Source organism: Clostridioides sp. ES-S-0054-01 (assembly GCA_021561035.1).
Lineage (GTDB): Bacteria > Bacillota > Clostridia > Peptostreptococcales > Peptostreptococcaceae > Clostridioides.
Genome location: CP067346.1, coordinates 624,765 through 643,821, shown reverse-complemented (window position 1 = coordinate 643,821; position 19,057 = coordinate 624,765). Strand labels below are relative to the sequence as shown.

Genomic DNA, 19,057 nt, shown 5'->3' with positions numbered 1-19,057 from the left:
ATTGTATTTTCGTTTATGTAAAATAGATTTTAATTAAATAGAGTTATTGACACTAGCTTTATTCAAATGCTTACATACCAAATTCACCAAATCATTTAAATTCTCTAGCTCATATAAAAACAGTCCTTTATAACTTATCTCAATTTCAAATTCTTTATTTATCTCTGTAAGAAACTTAAACGCATTATGATTTCCTAAATCTGTAAAGTTATTAAATATAGAATATTTATCTAAAAAATCTAAGTCTATTTTATGTACAGCAAACTTTTTATTTATCATATTGACAATTCGTCTTGAAATATCTAATTTTTGGTTTTTGGTAATACATATATCAAAATCATTCTGCTTATTTCTAAATTTTGATTTAACTGTATTAATATTTTTATCTAAGCTTTCTTTTTCAAAAATTTTTTCAAGTTCATCAAACATTACTTTTCCATATTTATTAAATATGTTACAGATAATCCCTGTTACAACAGCTGAAGCTCTACTGCTCTTTCCAAAATGAGTTACTTCATTCCTAAATTCAACAAAACACTCTTTTGTATTCGCTATCATTTGAATCTTTTTTCCCTTTTCATAGATATAATCATTATCATTATAAATATCATTACTTCCAGTTACACCTATAACAGAATTAAAAACAGTAGGAAAACTATCACAATCCTTAGCTCTTTTATGGTGAGATGATATTATAATTTTTCCTTTCTTACAAAGTTCTTCACATATATATTTTAATTCTCGCTTATATTTATCATTTAAAGTAGATGCTGAAATATTTATTAAATCGATATCTGAATCTAAATTTCTTTCTAATGCTTCTAATAATCTCTCTCCACTAGTACGCCCTCCTTGATTAAAAATTTTTATTGGATAAATTTCAATCCTATCAGTATTTCTACATACTGATAGGATTGTTTTTGAACAAAGAGTTCCATGCCCATGTGTATCATCTAAATCTTTATATTCAACTATTTCTTCAAGCTGAATATTTTTATTAAATTTTATATATTTTTTTATAGAATCATCATTTACATCTATACCAGTATCAACTACTGCTACTTTTATTTTTTCCATCCAACAACCAACTTTTACCTTTCTTAAATCTTTATATTATAAAAATATTTTTAGTATGTATATATTTAAAATAATAGTATTTACCACACAATAGGCTCTAAAATACTTTTCATTTTTTTACAATTTGAATTTAACATCTCTTTATTATTTTTTAAAGTATACATTTTAGATGGGCATGTTGTACAAAATACATTTACTTTACAATCTTTGCATTCTTCCATGTTCATAGGCTTTAAAGTATCAAACTTATCAAATATTTCCATATTTCTGTTTAAAATTTTTTCTAACATACTTTCATCAAATTGTAATATATTAAACATCTTTAAATCATCATACTCTAAGTTTGGACATGGATATACATCCCCCTTATAGTCAATACTTATTTGGTTTACACCAGCTTTACACATATTTGAATTTAAACTATTTTTATTTATATAATCATCTTCACAAATATATCCAATATCAAGTTCATCATTAAGGTATCTAATATAACTTTCATTTCCTCTACCAATATTCATAAAATTTCTTATTATAGGAATTGTCCCTAATTCATAATTTATCTTATTAAATTTATCTATGTCATTTTCATTGTTTTTTCCTACAACCATAGACAAACCAATATTATTAAATCCTTTTGATTTAATATATTTAATTAAATTTATTACTTTAGTAAATACACCTTTTCCTCTTACCTTACTACAGCTTAATTCATCATAACCATCTAAGCTAATTTCTATTGCATATAAACCATCAATTATCTCATCTACCTGATTCTCTTTGATTAAAGTAGCATTTGTAGATAACCTTATCTTTCCTTTGAATTTTTCTTTTGTATAAGATAGTATTTCAAAAAAATCATCCCTAAGTAATGGTTCTCCACCTGTAATAGTTAAAATTCTTGGGTTTATTTTAACTATATTATCTATTGCTTCTTTTAACTCCTCTGTATCCAAATAATCCTTATTTTCAATTTTAGAATCTGCACAACAATAATCGCATCTTAAATTACATCTATTTGTTGGAGAAAATGAAACTAAATTCACTCTCTCTAATTTAAATTTATCTACAATAAAATTACTTACAAAACCTAATTGTTCTAATTTATCTACAACTTGTTTATAATATTTTTTATCTTCATCAAAATTAAATACATCTTCCAGTTTATCAAGAGGTTTTTTATTTTTTATTGAATATTCTATAACTTTATAACATTCAATAGGAATTTTTATCCATTTACCATTTATCTTATTAGCAAGAATTACTTGATTTTCATTTATTATGTTGTCACATACATCATTTATAAAAAATCTATCTTCCATATTTTATTACCCCCTATATTTATGACAGTATAAAGAATTGTACTTCCATATTAAATTTTTATGCTATATCATTGCCTCTTTAGATTTCTCTTCCATCTTTATTTTTCTTGTTGTTGTTAAGATAACTTTCTCCAGTGCACATATTATTGGAATTGCTTTATTAAATTCCCCTGTAACTTTTCTATTCATAAGTTTACATCTAACTGAAGTACACCACTCTTTCCTTAAGCAATCCTTACACTCTTCATTCTCTGAAATATAAATTTTAATAAGCTCTTGTCTTTTTTCTTCACTAATATTTCTGTCAAAGACACTTCCAAGTTTAAACTCATTATCTCCAACACTAAAAGTACATGGGAATATATCTCCATTAACATCTATTGCAAAACTGACAATTCCACCAAAACATTCTCCCTTTTTAATATTCAAATTTTTAATATCAAGTAAGCTAATATCTATGTTCGGATGTTCTTTTTTTAAATTTATTAACTTTGAAATTTGCTCATTAATTATATCTATATGATTATTTGTCCAGTTTAAACTCATAAAATCAGCAATTGGTACTATATTAGTAAATCCATACCTTACAATTTGAGCTATACTTTCATATAGTTCAGAAATTGTATCTGGTGTATATGTCATTCTTACTCTGACATCTTTGCCTATATCTAAAAATCTTTTGGCATTTTTTATCACTAAATCGTAACTACCATCACCATTTGGAAATATTCTATTTTTATCATGGAATTTCTTAGTTCCATCAATACTAATTGAAATATTATCTATATTTTTACATATAAAATTTATAATTTCTTCATCTAAACAAGTTGCATTAGTCGTCATATCATAAATAATTTTTCTTTCCAATACTCTTTTGGATAGCTCTTTATGTATATGCTTTACTAATTTAAAGTTTATAAGAGGTTCTCCACCATGAAATACAATATATAATGGAATATCAAGTTCTTCATTTTTAATATTCTTACAAATAAAGTCTATGGTTTTATTAGCAGTATTTATATCCATGCTCTTACCTCTATCCATTCCTCGTTCATAGCAATATGTACATCTTAAATTACATTTTTCTGTAACAAATATCGTAAATTTCATTTATACTTCACCTCCCCAAATTGCTAGCTCCATATTTCTCTTCGTTAAATTGCACCATATGTTTAATTCTTTATCATCATTTTTTACTTTGTTTACCATAGCTGGACACTTAAAACAAAAAATATTCACATCACAATCTTTACATTTTTCAAAGTTAAATGGATATAATTTATTAAGATTCCTAAAAGCTTGATTTTCTTTTAGGTCATTCTCTTTCAGGTTATTTATAATTTTTTTATCAAATACACTTCCAACTAAGTATTCCTTTTCCATAAGAGAGGGACAAGGATATATATTTCCCTTATGATCTATAAATACTTGCTCAATACAAGCATTACATGAACACGAACACGGATTTATCCTATTCTTCTTACCATTCATTTCATTTTCACGAAACTTAGGTATCACAAGTGGTAAAACAGAGTTTTCATCTGAGTAAATTTCTCTATTTATTAGACCTCTTCCACTCGGAAGAAAATATCTTTCAATAGCTTTTGTATTAAGATCTTCATTAAGTTTTTTAAATTTTTCTGACATTTGATAATTTTTTTCACCAAAAACCATAGATAAACTTATATTATTAAATTTCTTATTTTGAAGTTCATACACTACATTTAATACTTTTTTAAATACACCTTTTCCTCTTATGTTGCTACATGTTTCTTCATCAATTCCATCTAAACTTATATCAACTTTATGAAATTTACTGATAATAAAGTCAATATTTGTATCATTAATTAATGTTGCATTTGTTGATAAACTAAGTTCTTCTAATGGAAGTTTTTTTTTGATATAATTCACAATTTCAAAAAAATCTTCTCTGACCAATGGCTCTCCACCAGTTAAAACCAAACTTCTTACATTTAACTCACATAAATTATCTATTAATTTTAAAATCATACTAGTATCCATATAATCTTCTTCTTTAGGACTACAACTTGAAACGCAGTGATTACAACTAAGATTACATCTATTTGTAAGAGAAAGATGTATGTCTTTAAAGTTTTTTTTGTTGAATAGATTCCCATCAATTACTTCGTTTTTTATCATAATATTTAATATAGATTCGATATATTTCTTATCTTCATCTTTTTTAAAACAATCTATTAATTCTCTGACTTTCCACTTGTTTTTTTCAGCAAGTCTAGTATATTCATATACTTCTTCTGATAATTTTACATGTCTCTTTTTTTCTTTATTATATAGAATAACTTTTCCATTTCTTTTGTTTATTAATAAATCATTTTCTCTAAACTTTATCTGTATATCATCAAACAATCTTATCACCCCATGTTATCTTAGAATCTCAAACTTAATCATTTTGTGAAATACCCTCTGTTATCTCTGTTCCTTCAATCTTATCTTTAGATAGATATACTGCAACAAACCCCATAATAATAAAAATCGCAAATAGTATAAATATCTGATTAAAAGGAATGTTATATTCTATAGTCCTATTAAATCCTCCTGCTAAAAGAGTTTTATTTGATTTTGAAATTCCCCAGTTATAATATATGGTTGCAATTATAGTTCCTATTATAGTTGCAATGATTCCATATAATTCACTTTCAATTATTAGAACTTTTTTAATACTCTTGATACTCATTCCAATTGCTCTTAGCGTTGACAATTCTTTTCTCCTTGATATAATGTTACTTCTCATAATGAAAATACTATTTACAGCAAGTATAAGTATAATTAGGCATTGATATATTACTGCAAGCCTTTCCTCTGAGCTTTGTTGTATCCCAACCAGTTTCAAATCCTCACCTTTTCCACCAATTGATGTAAATGAATAATTCTTTGTTAATTCTTCTAATTTTTTTTCCACTGGATATAATTTACCTTTTTGAGTCATCACATAAAGCTTATTATATTCCTTTTGACCTGTTAGTTCTCTATAGTCATCTTCTCTAAATATTACTTGTGCTCCACTAGCATGAACATTGCCATCTTGAGCTGCAGCATATACTTCTTTCATAATCGCACTAACTTCAACCTTAAATGTTTCATACTTTTGAGTACCATCTTTGTATACAGGTAATTTTATGTCTATAACATCTCCAACCTTTACATTCTCAATTACCTTAGCATCAAATGAATGTGTAACTTGTGAATTTGTATTATTCACCAACATAACTTTCTTATATTGTCCATTTTTAGTATTTATCAAATTTTTCCCTTCTTCAATAAATGATTCTCTTTTCTTTAATAATTCGTCGCTATAACCTCTTATAAGAAGTGGATATTCATTATCATTTTTGTCTTGAAATAGTAAATTTCTTCTATCTAGTTCCTCTTTATAAGATTTTGATATTTTATCCTTAGATAATAAAATATATCCATTAGGATTAAAAAAGTTTGGTTCTACACTTTCTACCCCTTCTATATTTTTTATCTCTTCTATCATACTTTCATCAATTTTGTAAAATAAGCTTTCTGTACCATTGTAACTACCGCTTACGGTTTTATCTACACTTCCATATGACATGCCAAGTCCGCCACCAGTTACTCCTGATTCTATGTTGGCTTTTAATAGACTTTTTGTGCCAAGGTTAAATATAAACATTGTTCCAACCATGGTAATCACAAGTATTGTTATAATTGTTCTAGATTTATTTCTCCCTATATTTCTAATTGCAAGACTTCTAATTATGTTACCCTGCGTTTTGTTTGTTTTATTACTACTATATTTTAATTTTCTTTCATACATTTCACTACTTCTTATTGAATTAATTATAGACATCTTCACAGCTTTTCTGACTACTATAAAACTACTTATTGACACTGCTAATGTAGAAACTGAAAAAGAATAAATTATACTTGAAATCTCTACAGTCATCATAGAGCTATATCCATAGATTAATCTCACTCCAATGTATGATAAAATCATTCCAAGTAACATACCTATTATCGTTCCTAAAACTATATAAATAAGACTCAGTACTGCAAACATACTCTTGATTTTCTTATTTGACATACCAATTGATCTCATAAGTCCTATTTGAACTATCATATCTTGCAGAATAATATTAAAAATATTGTAGATTACAAGGCTAGATACAATAACTAAAAGAAACATCTTTTGAATATTTTCCTTATTTTCAGATAAATCTTTTAATAGTTTTGCTGCACTAACTTCTGTATTTTCATGTAAGTAATCCCAAGTAAGATTTAGTTTCTTTTCCATTTTACTGATAAATTTAGATGTATTTTTTTCAGATTTAAGGAATATTACACCTTTATATGTATCTTCAGTTCTTATTGGAAGTTTTGTGCCTTTATATATAAAAGCCTGAGTTTTAATTCCTCCTAGTGAACCGGATAGAGAGGTATAGTATTTATTTGGCTTTTCAATTAAACCAACTATTTTAAAAGTTTGATTGGCACTATCCATTTTGTTAGTTCCATCACTATCAACATACTTATTCATTAACATTAAATCAATATTCTTGTTTAATGGATTAATTATACCTATCTGTTTTGCAACCTCTTTTTCTATGACTATTTCGCCTTCTTTAGTTGGATTTCTTCCTATCATCTTATAATTAAGTGACTCTATAAAATCTTTATCGAATGAATTTAAAGCAAGTTTAACACCACTTGCCTTATTAATTACTTCACAAAAATATTCAACACTGCTTGATTTTTTTACTTCAGTATCATTTTTCAACTTTTTTGCTTTATTTATATCAATTCCTTCAAACCATATTTGATATTCACCATGTAAGTTTTTTGCTTCTTGTATTTGAGAATCATAACCCGAGGCTCTAATTACAATAATTGAGAAAATAAGCATGACTGAAAGTATAATACTCGATAATAGTGCTACTGTTTTTCCTCTTTGTTTTTTCATATAAGAAATTGCAAGTTTTACTGTAAACAAAACTTCTCACCTCCATGACAAAAATTTATCATACCTTATAAAACAAATTTCCTATTTTGGGGACATAACTCATTGCTTAATTACATAACATTCTTATTTATAAAACTTTCTATTATCCTATTTACACTTTAAGTTTGATGCATTTCAAGTACTACATAAAATTTTAAATTGAGACTTTGACTAACATGTATAATCTAAACTTATATGTTATTCTATTATATCTATACCTTTATACTTACATAATTTTTAAATAACTTTATTAAGTTAAATCCTTAAATAGCTTATGTTAGAATATGATTAATTTTTGTATAACCAAGAATGCCACCCGCATAGCAGGTGGCTTATTGTTGTCAATAATCTAAACTTTCATAGTAAAACTTAATATGCTGGTGAGCCTTTTGGTGATGTTCCTGAGCTACAATCTCTTAAGCAATCATATATTCCATTATATGGATCATTTTTACATGGATCTGCTTGCACTTCTACCTCTTCTATCTCTATTTTGTCAGTGATTTTTTCGATTTGTAATTTTTTATTTTCCATAATTATTCCCACCTTTCTGTAACTTTGTACTTTTTAACTTACACAAGCTACATATCAATTTAATTTGTTTGAAAATATTTTTTATACACGGCGCCTTATCCTATCGATAAAATATATAAATAAATATTTTCTATATGTAAAACAGATTACAATTCTAACAATTGCTCTGTAATTACAGATTTAATTATTTGTATCTCCTATAAATTACTTATCTTAATATAAAAAATAAATCTATAAAACCTTTTTAATAGAAAAATAAATAAACGATATTATGTTAATATTTCTTAATTTTCTTTTTATAAGAAATTTACTTATTTTATTTCTTAACTGTCTTATATACACCTGGTAATTACCAAATACATCTTTATAAAATTTTTATATGTTAAATTTTTCTTCTTAGTTTCAATAAAACACTCATATACTTTCAGACTTTGATTTATATTTTTATAACCTTTTTTACTGTATATTAAGATTAATTTATTTTTTCAATATATGTCTTCTTACTGCCTTTTAAATATGTTACAGAAAGTATTGTAATTATCTAATATATTTCTAATCAGAAAATATCAATAAATATATCAAAACTACAAATGTCTAATAAAATTACTTTTCTAATATCTATCTTGCTATTATGATATCACCCTCAAGTTTTAGATTCAATATACTATATCTAACTGGACATTAAGCTTAGCTAAATAGATTATTTTTTGAAGAAATTAATAATAATTTGTACTAATAGTAATATTGTAATTAAAAATACAGCTAATGAGGAATATATAATGTATTCACTCATAATATTAAATATTAAACTTATTATAACTATTATAATTATTGATAATGTTATCTTTTTTATAATATTTCTATAGTTCTCCTTCTCATAGATACTAAGAGGTTTATTTCTATGCTCTAAGGGCGCAACCTTATGTATTATAACTGTACTTAGTAAAAGTAATAGTATTAATATATATTTAAACTTATAAATGTCTATATTCTCAGTAACTAAAATAATTGATATATAAATTAGTGCAAATGTTATTGTACATTCTGTATAATTTCTAGCATGATATCCACCTGTAAATTGCCTCAAAGTACAGTAGCAGACTAAAAATATAATTGTTTGTATAAATTTATTAAGAGCAATACCTATAAGTAATGCTACTGAAATATTAATGATAAAATAAACTAATGTCTCAAATCCATATCTATATATTTCAAAATCTTCATCTTCTATAACTTCATTTCTAACCAAAATATTTGCAAATTTATATGATAAACTTTTAAACATATTTATATTTCCTCCTTAAATACAAAAACTCTCTCTTGATTAGAGAGAGAATTTTTTACTTGTATTACTTTTTTTTCAATTTTTTTAAAGCCTGTGGCTCTTCTGCTTGATGAGCTATCCATGAGCTTGCAGTATTTGCTGATAATCTAGATATTCCTAGGCTTAATGTTGACATACTTTTAAGTAAACTTAATGCTATTTTTTTCATTTGTACTTCCTCCTAATCTTTTATTGGTATCATTATTTTTAATATAAACTCATTATCTGAGTAATTAACTGTAAGTTCTCCATCATATTTGCTTACCATATATTTGATACTTGCAAGACCTATTCCATGTACCCTATTATTATCCTTACTAGTCTTAATACGTTCATCAATAAACTTAATATCATTTACTTTAGTATTTATGAACTTTATTATGGCAAATCCATTTACGTATGTAGCTTTAACCTCTATTCTTTTTTCTGTATTATTATTCATTTTCATACATGCTTCAATTGCATTATCTAGTGCATTTGCAAATATTGCACATATATCAACATCTTGAATAAATTGTAATTTTGATATATTTATACTGTCTTCAAATTCAATATTATATTTTTTACAAAGATATATCTTTTCTCCTAAAATTATATCTAATGTTTTATTGCCTGTATTTCTAAAATACTCAAAATCATTTATTTTATTTTCTAAATTATTTACATAAGATATAATTTCTTCTTTAGTATCATAGTTTTTTATACAAATCATATGATTTTTTAAATCATGATAAACATATTTTAATTTATCATGTATTTCATTTATAGACTCATAACTTTTATGATCTATTTTTATTCTCTCATTTATCAGTTCATATTCTAACTTGACTTTATCATCTTGTACAATTTTCCCTATTACTATTAAAATTATTATGCTAGATGACACAATCAATAAAGTTGAAAGTATAATTACAAATATATTATCATCGCTTACAGAATTATTCTTAAGATTATACCCAAATATTAATAACAAACTTACTATATTTGATAATATAGGTAAACCTATAAGCACCATATCCTTAGGTTTAAATTCTATAGATAATTTAAAATACTTAATTGATATAAATATTATAAATAAGAATATTTTAGATATCACAATGGATTCTAACCTAAATAAATTTCCATTTAGTATTATATCAATATTATTTAATTGATTTATAACTACAACTATACCTATAGCTAAACCTTCCCCCATCATTAATCCTAACCAAAATAATAAGCTAATTAATATACATTTATATATACTCTCTTTGTATGAAGCAATATAAAATAAAGAACCTATTACTATACATATGATAATCTTAAAATTTGGAAATATATTCATAAAATTGACCAATGACATAAATACGAGTACAAGTATCATATAAATTGTATATTTTCTGAAAGATATATTTTTTTTCCCCAATATACTCATAGCTAAAAAGAATATAATCCAATCTATACAGCCTGTGATTATATTAATAATATCCCAAAGATTTATATTTAATGTTTCTAACATATTATATCTCCTAATATATTAGTTATTGCTAATTTTAACCCTTTCACTCTATATTTACTTACTTGTATACTCTTTCCATTTATTACTACACTATTTCCATTCATAGATTGTACTAATTTTAAATTAATTATATAGCTATTATGGCATCTGAAAAATCCAAATTCACTTAATATTTTTTCTATTTTGGAAATACTCATTTTTGTAGTGTATGTATTATCATGTGTATAAATCACTATATTAGGTCTATCTGTTTCTATATAAATAATAGAATCTATTTTAATCCTATCTACATAGTTCTTAACTTTGATAGTCAAATAATTATTCCTTTTTTTCATTATCTCATCTATACAAGGTAAAATATTTTTTGTAATTTTTTTTTCATTTATTGGTTTCAATATGTATCTATATGCTTTGACTTCATACCCTTCTTGCATAAATTCAGGAAATGAAGTCATAAATATTATCTCCAGATTTTCGTCAAACTCTCGTATTTTTCTTGAGGTATCCATACCATTTAATATCTCCATTTGTATATCAATAATTAATATGTCTAAATTTTTTGGATAGTTACGTAACAACTCTTTTCCTGATGAAAATTCATATATATTATAATCCATGGTATATGAGCTTAATACCTTTTTTAATATATCTTTTATCTTTAATCTATAATGTAATTCATCATCACATATCCCTATATTAATCAAAGTCTAAACATCCTTTCATTGGTATACTTGAACTTACTTTTATATTACTTCAATTTACATCTTTTTGCCATATATTTATAGCTTTATGGCTATTTAGACTTTAAATACTACTTTTTGGACAATAAATATTACTTTTCAGAACTTAAATGTAACATTTTGGGCTAAACCATAATAAATGACCTTATATTTAAATAAATACCATGCTACTCCATATTAACTACCTTAGGTAATATCTGAAGGCAGAGACTCTTATTTGATTTTTATCCAAGCAAATTTATATGCACCTAAAGTTAGCTTACCTTTGATATTAGTATTTTCCAATATATTTACACCACTAAAACCACAGTCTATAGTCCTCTCATTAGATGTAACATTAGTTACAAATACTACCTTCTCATTAGTTTCTTTATTCTCACGCTCTAGTGCAAATATCTCTCTTCCAAAATCCAATACATTTTGATTTGCATATGGAGAGAATGCACTCTCTTCTTTTCGTATATCTATCATATTTTTAAGTTGAGTAAATATCTTATTTCTTCTAGAATTATTTTCTAATTCATAACAAATCCTACTATACTCTAACTTTTCTCTGTTTATTCTTCTGTTTATACCTGATTTTTCTACTCCTTCATAATAGTTTCTAGAGCATAATAGAGAATGATAGTATATAGCTGGTACACCTATAAATGATAATAATAATGCATGTGCCGATAATATCTTTTGTATTTGGACATCTTCCTCTATATCTTCATCTTTATTTAATAAAGCGTCTAAATAATTTATATTTAACTCATATACAGACTTAGTTCCATCTGGATTATCCTTGTATGATACTCTACCACCATTAACTATAGTCTTATCTACTAACATTTTACATTCTTCTTCTGTAAGTATACCCTCTGTAGGTCTCATTCCTATTCCATCATGACTTGCTAAGAAGTTAAAGAATGTAGCATTATCAGATACCTTATCTATAGTCGAAGCCCATTTTGTAAGCTTAGTAGAATCATGTGTAGTGAATGTATGAAGCGTTAATGGTGGTAATGTAAATTGATATACCATATGTGCTTCATTTGTAGTATCACCAAAATAGCTTATATTTTCTAAATGAGGTACGTTAGTCTCAGTTATTATTTGAGTATTTTTCTTAAAGTAATCAAGTATTATTCTCCATAGTTGTATTATCATGTGAGTTTGTGGTAAATGTATACAGGTAGTACCAGACTCCTTCCATAAGAATCCTATAGCATCAAGTCTTATAGAATTTGCACCATTTAATGCATAGTTAAGCAAAACTTCAGTAATCTCTATAAGTACTGGGAAATGTTTAACATTTATATCTATTTGGTCTTCACTAAATGTAGTCCAAGCAGTCTTCACACTGTCTTTTCCTTGGTACTTATGTATTATTGGAGAAGTTCTAGGTCTTACTACATTTGAGTAATCAAAATTTTTATCTCCTGGTATAAAATAATTTTGATACTTCTCTTCTCCACTTAAGTATCCCTTAAACCATCTACTACTCTTTGATATATGATTTGCAACAAAATCATACATTAATCTATAATCTTTAGACAAATTGTTTATACTATCCCAATTTCCAAGATTGTTATCTATTTTCATATAATCAACAACAGAGAATCCATCATCTGAAGTGTATTCAAACATAGGAAGTATATGAACATCAGTTATAGTATCTCCTACTTTATTGTTTAAGAATTTCTTCAAAGTATCTATAGTGGGTACACCTTCTTCATATATACTATCTCCGTAAGTTATTAAATATACATTCTTTTCAGATATAGCATCCACCTTGTCAAAATCCTTACCTTCAAACTTCTCAATAGTAGCTTTCATCATATCAAAGAACTTTGGTTTGTACTTTTCTTTATATATTTCTTTAAGTTTTTGTTCTATACCTTGTAACAGTATCGTCTTATTCATGGTATTCTCCTCCTAATAATTTAAGAGTTATGTATCCTTTAGCTTTTATTTGTACATTAGAATCCAAAGTATCCAACTCCCTCTCATATAAATTGGTTATCTTTATATCCTTTATATATTTGCTATTTATACTTACTTCTTTAGCTTCACTTGTTGGATTAAATAATCTTACTATTACTCCATCTTTTTCGTAAGATTCTTTACACACACTCATAAATACATCATCATTATCTATATTAAATAAGCTATAGCTTGATAAGTTTATAGTATTATCTTTAGGTATTTCAAATCTTTCTAATCTTTCTTCAAATAAATTCAAATCTTGATTTTGGTAAGTAGTATATTTATTTATAAATTTATCAGTAACATCAAATAACTCTGCTACATCTTCATCTGACTCATCATAGTATATGGCATACTCAAACTTTAATTTCTTATTAAGAAGTTGTGCATCTTTAGTATACACGACCTTGTTATTTATACCAGAGGCTCTACCTGGTCTCCAAGCCAAGTTATCTCTTCCCAGTAAACCAACACTTCTATATAAAGTAAGTGCTATTTTGCTATCTTCTAATATTTCATATTCTTTTATACCTTTTGTGACCAAAGCAAAAGTATTGCTATTATCTTTTAAAGCTACAAAGTTCTCTAAACCATATATACATACTGGCTTTTCAGCAAACTTTCTTTCTTTCCAATTATCTAAGTACATATTGTAGTTTTGTCTTGTTATGGCAGAGAATCCTTGGTCACTTAATGACACTTTTGATTTTATATTTGTATTGTATACAACTCTTAATCTGTGGTCTTTTACAGTATTTTCTATATCATGTGAAACTCTTATAAAATTTTCACCATTTCTTACTTCTATCTTAGTTATTATTTCTAATATAGTTGATTTTTTATTTGATTTTCTTTCATCTATATCAAAAGGTAATTCTACACTATGTTTTAACTTCATAGTTTGTACTAAATTGCTCTTTGATACTTCTAATAACTCTGCTTTAGTTGCTAATATATCTTTATCGTTACCTAATGGGGAAAAATCATATGAATCTCCATAGTCACCACAATTTTCAAAATGAACTATATTATCTATTCTTTTATTAGTAGATTTATTAACTAATAGTAAGTTATTGTTATCGAATATTAATTCATATAAATCATTTTCTATACTCCTATCATTAGATACAACTAACATATCAGCTGTTTCTTTGCTATCTTGATTAATTACTAATGTAGTAAATCCCATGGGTTTAACATTTACATTAGCTAATCTGATTTCAGTTCTATAGTATCCAAGTAATTCTACTTCTTTTTCACCTTCAGCAGTTACTAATATCTGCTTACCACCACTTAGAACTTCTTGGTTATTTATAGTGAATTCTACAGTTTCTTTGTCTATAGTATTTATTGTAAAGTCTTTTTCCTTAGTAAATATTACAGCCTCTATTATTTCATTCATACATTTATTTTTAGTGTTAAATACAACTAATATATTATCTCTATTTAAATATTTACTTATAGCTATTGTTATTTGTTTCTTAACAATATTTATAATATCATCACACATTACATTAACTTTTTCGAGTCTTGTAACTATGTCTCTATTCGTCTCATCCGAGTTGCACCCACCTATACTATCATGTGCATGTGCATCAAATAGTAACTTCCACATAATATCTAACCATCTAGATTTATAGCTTATTCCAGAAAATTTACCTATTACAGATAATGGCTCTAATACATAAAGAATCTTATTTTCTACTAAAGTGTTTAAGTATTTTATATCGTATCTTTGAGATTTTATAGTATTGTGTATTCTAGATTTTTCACATGCTATTAGCTCTCCATGTATCTTATTATCAAAATCGTTAGTCCAAGTATCCTTCATAAAAGTTTCGTAATCTGATAATACAAACTCATACTTATCTTGCTTTTCATTTAATTCTTTTATAATTTGTGGGAAATGCTTTCTTACTAAGACTTGGTCTCCACCACATGGCAAAAGCAAGTTGTCACAATCCCTATTTAAACTTTCTAATTTTTCAAGCATAGGTATTAACTTATCTTGTATATACTGATTATCAGATGATAAGAACTTACCTGGTCCATATCCTAAGAATATATTGTTAGCTCCAACACTTTCATTATCAGGAGAAACCCACTTGAAGTTTAAATTTCCCCTTAAATCATCTATGTATATTCCCCTTTGTAATATACTATATTCCATATCAAATCCGTTGAATATGGATGGTAAATATGCATTTTGTCCAAATATATCAGGAATATATCCTACCTTCATACTATGCCCATACTTGTTTCCAAGTCTTGTGCCATATAAAAGATTTCTTATTATAGATTCCTTGTTCACAAGTATGGAATCTGTTTGGGTGTACCAAGGACCTATAAATATTCTTTTGTCACTTACTAACTTCTTAAGTCTTTCTTTTTCTTCAGGATATATCTTTACTAATTCTTCAACAACAGATAACTGTGCATCAAAAGTGTAAGAAGTATAATCCATATCCTTTTCAAGTACATCCATTAAATAAGGCATATTTTCACTTAATAATATATTTGAATCTTCTATAGTAAAGTACCATTCTCTATCCCAATGAGAGTGAGGTACTACATATACTTTTTTCCTACTATTCATATCTTCCTCCATATAAAATCATCTTTTTTAACTAATTTTAAATAATTTTAAATAATTTTATTAAATATCTACTTGTGTAAATGGGAATTATTCTAGTTAAATTTATCCGAATAATTCCCAATTATTATTATGCTGTTTTATCTATATCATTTTTCTCTTGTCTTTTTATAATATTGAATCTTATAAATATATTAGCTAATGCTATAAATAACGTACCTACTATTAAACCTACTAGGTATGCCCATAAATTTTCTACTAAAGGCCACCCCCATATAGCTGGCAATGGATTCCATTGAATAGCACCCAACATCACTGCTGTTAGAGAACCTATTATTGCACCTAATATATTTATAGGTATTGTTATTAGAGGATTTTTCAGCATGAAAGGTATCGCCCCCTCACTCACAGCTATTAGTCCAAGTATTATAGAAGAGTTACCCACCACTCTTAAGTTATCATCAAATACTCTTCTCTTAACTATAATCTTATCTAAAACAGTAGCTAAGCCTAATCCTATTGGTGGTATTACTATAGATAATACTCTAGCTGTTAATGGGAATACACCATCAGCTGAAAGACCTATAGCTATAGCACCTGCTGCCTTGTTTACTGGTCCACCTAAGTCAAACGCAGTACACGCTGCTATAACTACAGTTAATGCTATTGTACTAGCAGTACCAAAAGATTCTATTATATTTGCTATAAATGCATTTACTCTACCAAATGCAGGGTCTACAGCATAGAAGTTTAATAAGAATATTACTAACATTGTTATACCTGGTAATAAGAACATGGGCTTCATAGCTTGTAAGTTCTTGTTTAACTTTATGTTTTCATTTAAGAATCTAGTAACATAACCTGCAACTAAGCCTAATATTAAAGCTCCTATAAACCCTGATGGTACTCCACCTTCTACACCCCAGAAAGTAAAATGAAGTCCTCCAGCAAATGCACCACCTATAAATCCTGGTACTAAAGCTGGTCTATCAGCAATAGAGTATGCTACATAAGCTGAAAATACTGGGTATATAAACTTAAATATCATACCTCCAAACATATCTAAATATCCTAACAATTCATAAAATGCATTTCCACTTTCTATAAAAGTTCCCATATTGTCGATTTGACCGATAGCCATAGCAGTAAGCTTAGCTATCCCCATCATAAGACCTGCTGAAACTATTACAGGAATCATATATGATATACCTGTCATTACAGCTTCCATCATTTCTTTTAATATACCCTGTTTTGACTCAGATGTAGACGTAACATCTACTTCATTATCTGAAACTTCGACTTTCCCATCTGGATTTTGAAGTACTTTGTTAAGTAAATCTTTAGAATGTTTTAAAGGCTCTGCTACTCTAACCTTAACGAATGACTTTCCTTGGTATCTTTCTATATTTTTAACAGCAACATCACAAGCAAATATTACTCCATCTGCTTTTTGTATTTGCTCTTTTGTATGTCTATCTTCTATACCACTAGCACCTTGTTTTTCTGATATTACTTTTATGCCCATTTCTTTACCTGCTTTTTCTAAAGCTTCAGCAGACATATATGTATGAGCTATCCCAGCTGCACAAGCAGTTACTACCAATACAGTTTTATTATATTTATTTGTATCTTTTTCTTCTTTATCTCCACGATTTAAATTCTTCAAAAATTCATTAGCATTTTTAGAAGTTCTTAAATCATTATAGAAATTCTCATCCATTAAAGCTACAGATAATTCAGATAATAACTTCAAGTGGGTAGTCTCTTGTTCAGACTTAGGTATAGCCAATAAGAATACTAAATCCACTTCATTACTTTCATCTATACTTTCCCAGTCATTTATTTTATTGTTTAATCTAGCTACAGCAAAAACTGCCTTATTTACAGAGTCACATTTACCATGTGGTATAGCTAGCCCTCTTTCTAGCCCAGTTGGAGAATGTTTTTCTCTTTCCATTACGGTATCAAAGAATTGTTCTTTTGAACTAATAGTATTCTCTTTATAAAGCTTGTCTATTAACAACCTTATAGCGTCTTCCTTTGTAGCTACATTTACATCTAATACTATTAAATTTTTGTTGGTCATTTTAGCTAAATTCATATCTCACCCTCCTATTAATACATTTACTTAAATGCTTATTTATCTTATAATATTATTATATATTATATAAAAAACATTTTCTTATACACAAAAAGTACATTTGTACTTTTTAACTATATACAAAGGTGGTGATTAATATTAGTAGTTTCATAATGAAATTTTCACATAAATTAAATAATCTTAGTCATGCTGAGAAACATATATTTTATTATATAGACTCGAGTATACATACAGTGAAGGATTTATCACTTACAGCTTTAGCTGATATAAATAACGTAAGCACTACCACAATAATAAGAATGTGTTCTAAGATAGGATTATCAGGTTACTCTGAATTAAAGCATATACTTAAAGATTTAGATAAGGAATATACATCTATATCTGGTGACTATCATGTTAGTAATATAATAGATAACTTAAATCAAAATCTATCAAATCTTAATTTAACAAATATAAATAAACTAGCTAAAAATATTAAATCTGCCAATAGAATAATAATAGTTGCAGTAGGACTATCAAAGCCTATTGGAGAATACTTCTCAAAACTACTAATGCAGGCTAATAAAAATAGTTTTTATGTATATGAATCTCATATGATTGACCTATTAGATAAAACAACAAAAAAACAAGACTTAGTAATATTTGTATCTAATAGTGGAGAAACACGCACACTAATTACAGCATGTGAAAAGTTTAGATACAAAAACTTAAACACAGCAGCTATAATAAATAGCCCTAATTCTACGCTATCTATGCTAGTAGACATACCTATAAATACATGTTCTCAAAAGCTTAATATTTCTGGATACGACACTACTCCAAGGTCTACTATATTAGTTATTATAGATATCTTATTTGAGACTTATCTAAATTTTATTGAATAATAAAAAAGATA

Annotated in this window: 14 protein-coding genes; 1 reads left to right on the top strand and 13 read right to left on the bottom strand. The window is 26.5% G+C overall.

Going from position 1 to position 19,057, the window contains the following annotated elements:
* Positions 1-33: 33 nt before the first annotated feature.
* From JJC02_03320 to JJC02_03260, 13 genes are all read right to left on the bottom strand, one after another.
* Positions 34-1,077 (bottom strand): S8 family serine peptidase, encoded by a 1,044-nt coding sequence (locus tag JJC02_03320; protein ID UDN55233.1) that lies wholly within the window; start codon positions 1,075-1,077, stop codon positions 34-36.
* Between the two features lie 80 nt (positions 1,078-1,157).
* On the bottom strand, positions 1,158-2,396 hold the full coding sequence (locus JJC02_03315) for a radical SAM protein (protein UDN55232.1): 1,239 nt from the start codon (positions 2,394-2,396) through the stop codon (positions 1,158-1,160).
* Between the two features lie 63 nt (positions 2,397-2,459).
* Positions 2,460-3,506: a radical SAM protein gene (locus tag JJC02_03310; GenBank protein ID UDN55231.1), complete on the bottom strand. Its 1,047-nt coding sequence runs from the start codon at positions 3,504-3,506 to the stop codon at positions 2,460-2,462.
* A complete protein-coding gene (locus JJC02_03305; protein ID UDN55230.1) occupies positions 3,507-4,784 on the bottom strand; it encodes a radical SAM protein in 1,278 nt (425 codons plus the stop codon).
* A gap of 34 nt (positions 4,785-4,818) precedes the next feature.
* Positions 4,819-7,362, bottom strand: coding sequence for an FtsX-like permease family protein (locus JJC02_03300; protein UDN56368.1), 2,544 nt, complete (start codon positions 7,360-7,362; stop codon positions 4,819-4,821).
* A gap of 408 nt (positions 7,363-7,770) precedes the next feature.
* Positions 7,771-7,935 (bottom strand): hypothetical protein, encoded by a 165-nt coding sequence (locus JJC02_03295; GenBank protein ID UDN55229.1) that lies wholly within the window; start codon positions 7,933-7,935, stop codon positions 7,771-7,773.
* Positions 7,936-8,635: 700 nt separating this feature from the next.
* Positions 8,636-9,220, bottom strand: coding sequence for an accessory gene regulator B family protein (locus tag JJC02_03290; GenBank protein UDN55228.1), 585 nt, complete (start codon positions 9,218-9,220; stop codon positions 8,636-8,638).
* Between the two features lie 64 nt (positions 9,221-9,284).
* On the bottom strand, positions 9,285-9,428 hold the full coding sequence (locus JJC02_03285; protein ID UDN55227.1) for a cyclic lactone autoinducer peptide: 144 nt from the start codon (positions 9,426-9,428) through the stop codon (positions 9,285-9,287).
* 12 nt (positions 9,429-9,440) lie between these two features.
* Positions 9,441-10,757, bottom strand: coding sequence for a GHKL domain-containing protein (locus JJC02_03280; protein UDN55226.1), 1,317 nt, complete (start codon positions 10,755-10,757; stop codon positions 9,441-9,443).
* Positions 10,751-11,461 carry a response regulator transcription factor gene (locus JJC02_03275; GenBank protein ID UDN55225.1) on the bottom strand — a complete coding sequence of 237 codons (711 nt, stop codon included), beginning with the start codon at positions 11,459-11,461 and terminating at the stop codon, positions 10,751-10,753. Before JJC02_03275 ends, JJC02_03280 begins: the two co-directional genes overlap by 7 nt.
* A gap of 249 nt (positions 11,462-11,710) precedes the next feature.
* Positions 11,711-13,405, bottom strand: coding sequence for a sugar phosphorylase (locus JJC02_03270; protein UDN55224.1), 1,695 nt, complete (start codon positions 13,403-13,405; stop codon positions 11,711-11,713).
* A complete protein-coding gene (locus tag JJC02_03265; GenBank protein ID UDN55223.1) occupies positions 13,398-16,076 on the bottom strand; it encodes an alpha-mannosidase in 2,679 nt (892 codons plus the stop codon). The genes JJC02_03270 and JJC02_03265 overlap by 8 nt, the downstream gene beginning before the upstream one ends.
* A gap of 115 nt (positions 16,077-16,191) precedes the next feature.
* Positions 16,192-18,162 (bottom strand): PTS sugar transporter subunit IIA, encoded by a 1,971-nt coding sequence (locus tag JJC02_03260; protein ID UDN55222.1) that lies wholly within the window; start codon positions 18,160-18,162, stop codon positions 16,192-16,194.
* 152 nt (positions 18,163-18,314) lie between these two features.
* Between JJC02_03260 and JJC02_03255 the strand changes: the two genes are divergently transcribed.
* On the top strand, positions 18,315-19,046 hold the full coding sequence (locus tag JJC02_03255; GenBank protein ID UDN55221.1) for a MurR/RpiR family transcriptional regulator: 732 nt from the start codon (positions 18,315-18,317) through the stop codon (positions 19,044-19,046).
* Positions 19,047-19,057 lie beyond the last annotated feature (11 nt).

Bases quoted from the DNA above. Each gene is read 5' to 3' on its own strand.
- JJC02_03270 (UDN55224.1), bottom strand. From the start codon at position 13,405: ATGAATAAGACGATACTGTTACAAGGTATAGAACAAAAACTTAAAGAA.
- JJC02_03290 (UDN55228.1), bottom strand. From the start codon at position 9,220: ATGTTTAAAAGTTTATCATATAAATTTGCAAATATTTTGGTTAGAAAT.
- JJC02_03285 (UDN55227.1), bottom strand. From the start codon at position 9,428: ATGAAAAAAATAGCATTAAGTTTACTTAAAAGTATGTCAACATTAAGC.
- JJC02_03280 (UDN55226.1), bottom strand. From the start codon at position 10,757: ATGTTAGAAACATTAAATATAAATCTTTGGGATATTATTAATATAATC.
- JJC02_03265 (UDN55223.1), bottom strand. From the start codon at position 16,076: ATGGAGGAAGATATGAATAGTAGGAAAAAAGTATATGTAGTACCTCAC.
- JJC02_03255 (UDN55221.1), top strand. From the start codon at position 18,315: ATGAAATTTTCACATAAATTAAATAATCTTAGTCATGCTGAGAAACAT.
- JJC02_03260 (UDN55222.1), bottom strand. From the start codon at position 18,162: ATGAATTTAGCTAAAATGACCAACAAAAATTTAATAGTATTAGATGTA.
- JJC02_03320 (UDN55233.1), bottom strand. From the start codon at position 1,077: ATGGAAAAAATAAAAGTAGCAGTAGTTGATACTGGTATAGATGTAAAT.
- JJC02_03300 (UDN56368.1), bottom strand. From the start codon at position 7,362: ATGAAAAAACAAAGAGGAAAAACAGTAGCACTATTATCGAGTATTATA.
- JJC02_03295 (UDN55229.1), bottom strand. From the start codon at position 7,935: ATGGAAAATAAAAAATTACAAATCGAAAAAATCACTGACAAAATAGAG.
- JJC02_03315 (UDN55232.1), bottom strand. From the start codon at position 2,396: ATGGAAGATAGATTTTTTATAAATGATGTATGTGACAACATAATAAAT.
- JJC02_03310 (UDN55231.1), bottom strand. From the start codon at position 3,506: ATGAAATTTACGATATTTGTTACAGAAAAATGTAATTTAAGATGTACA.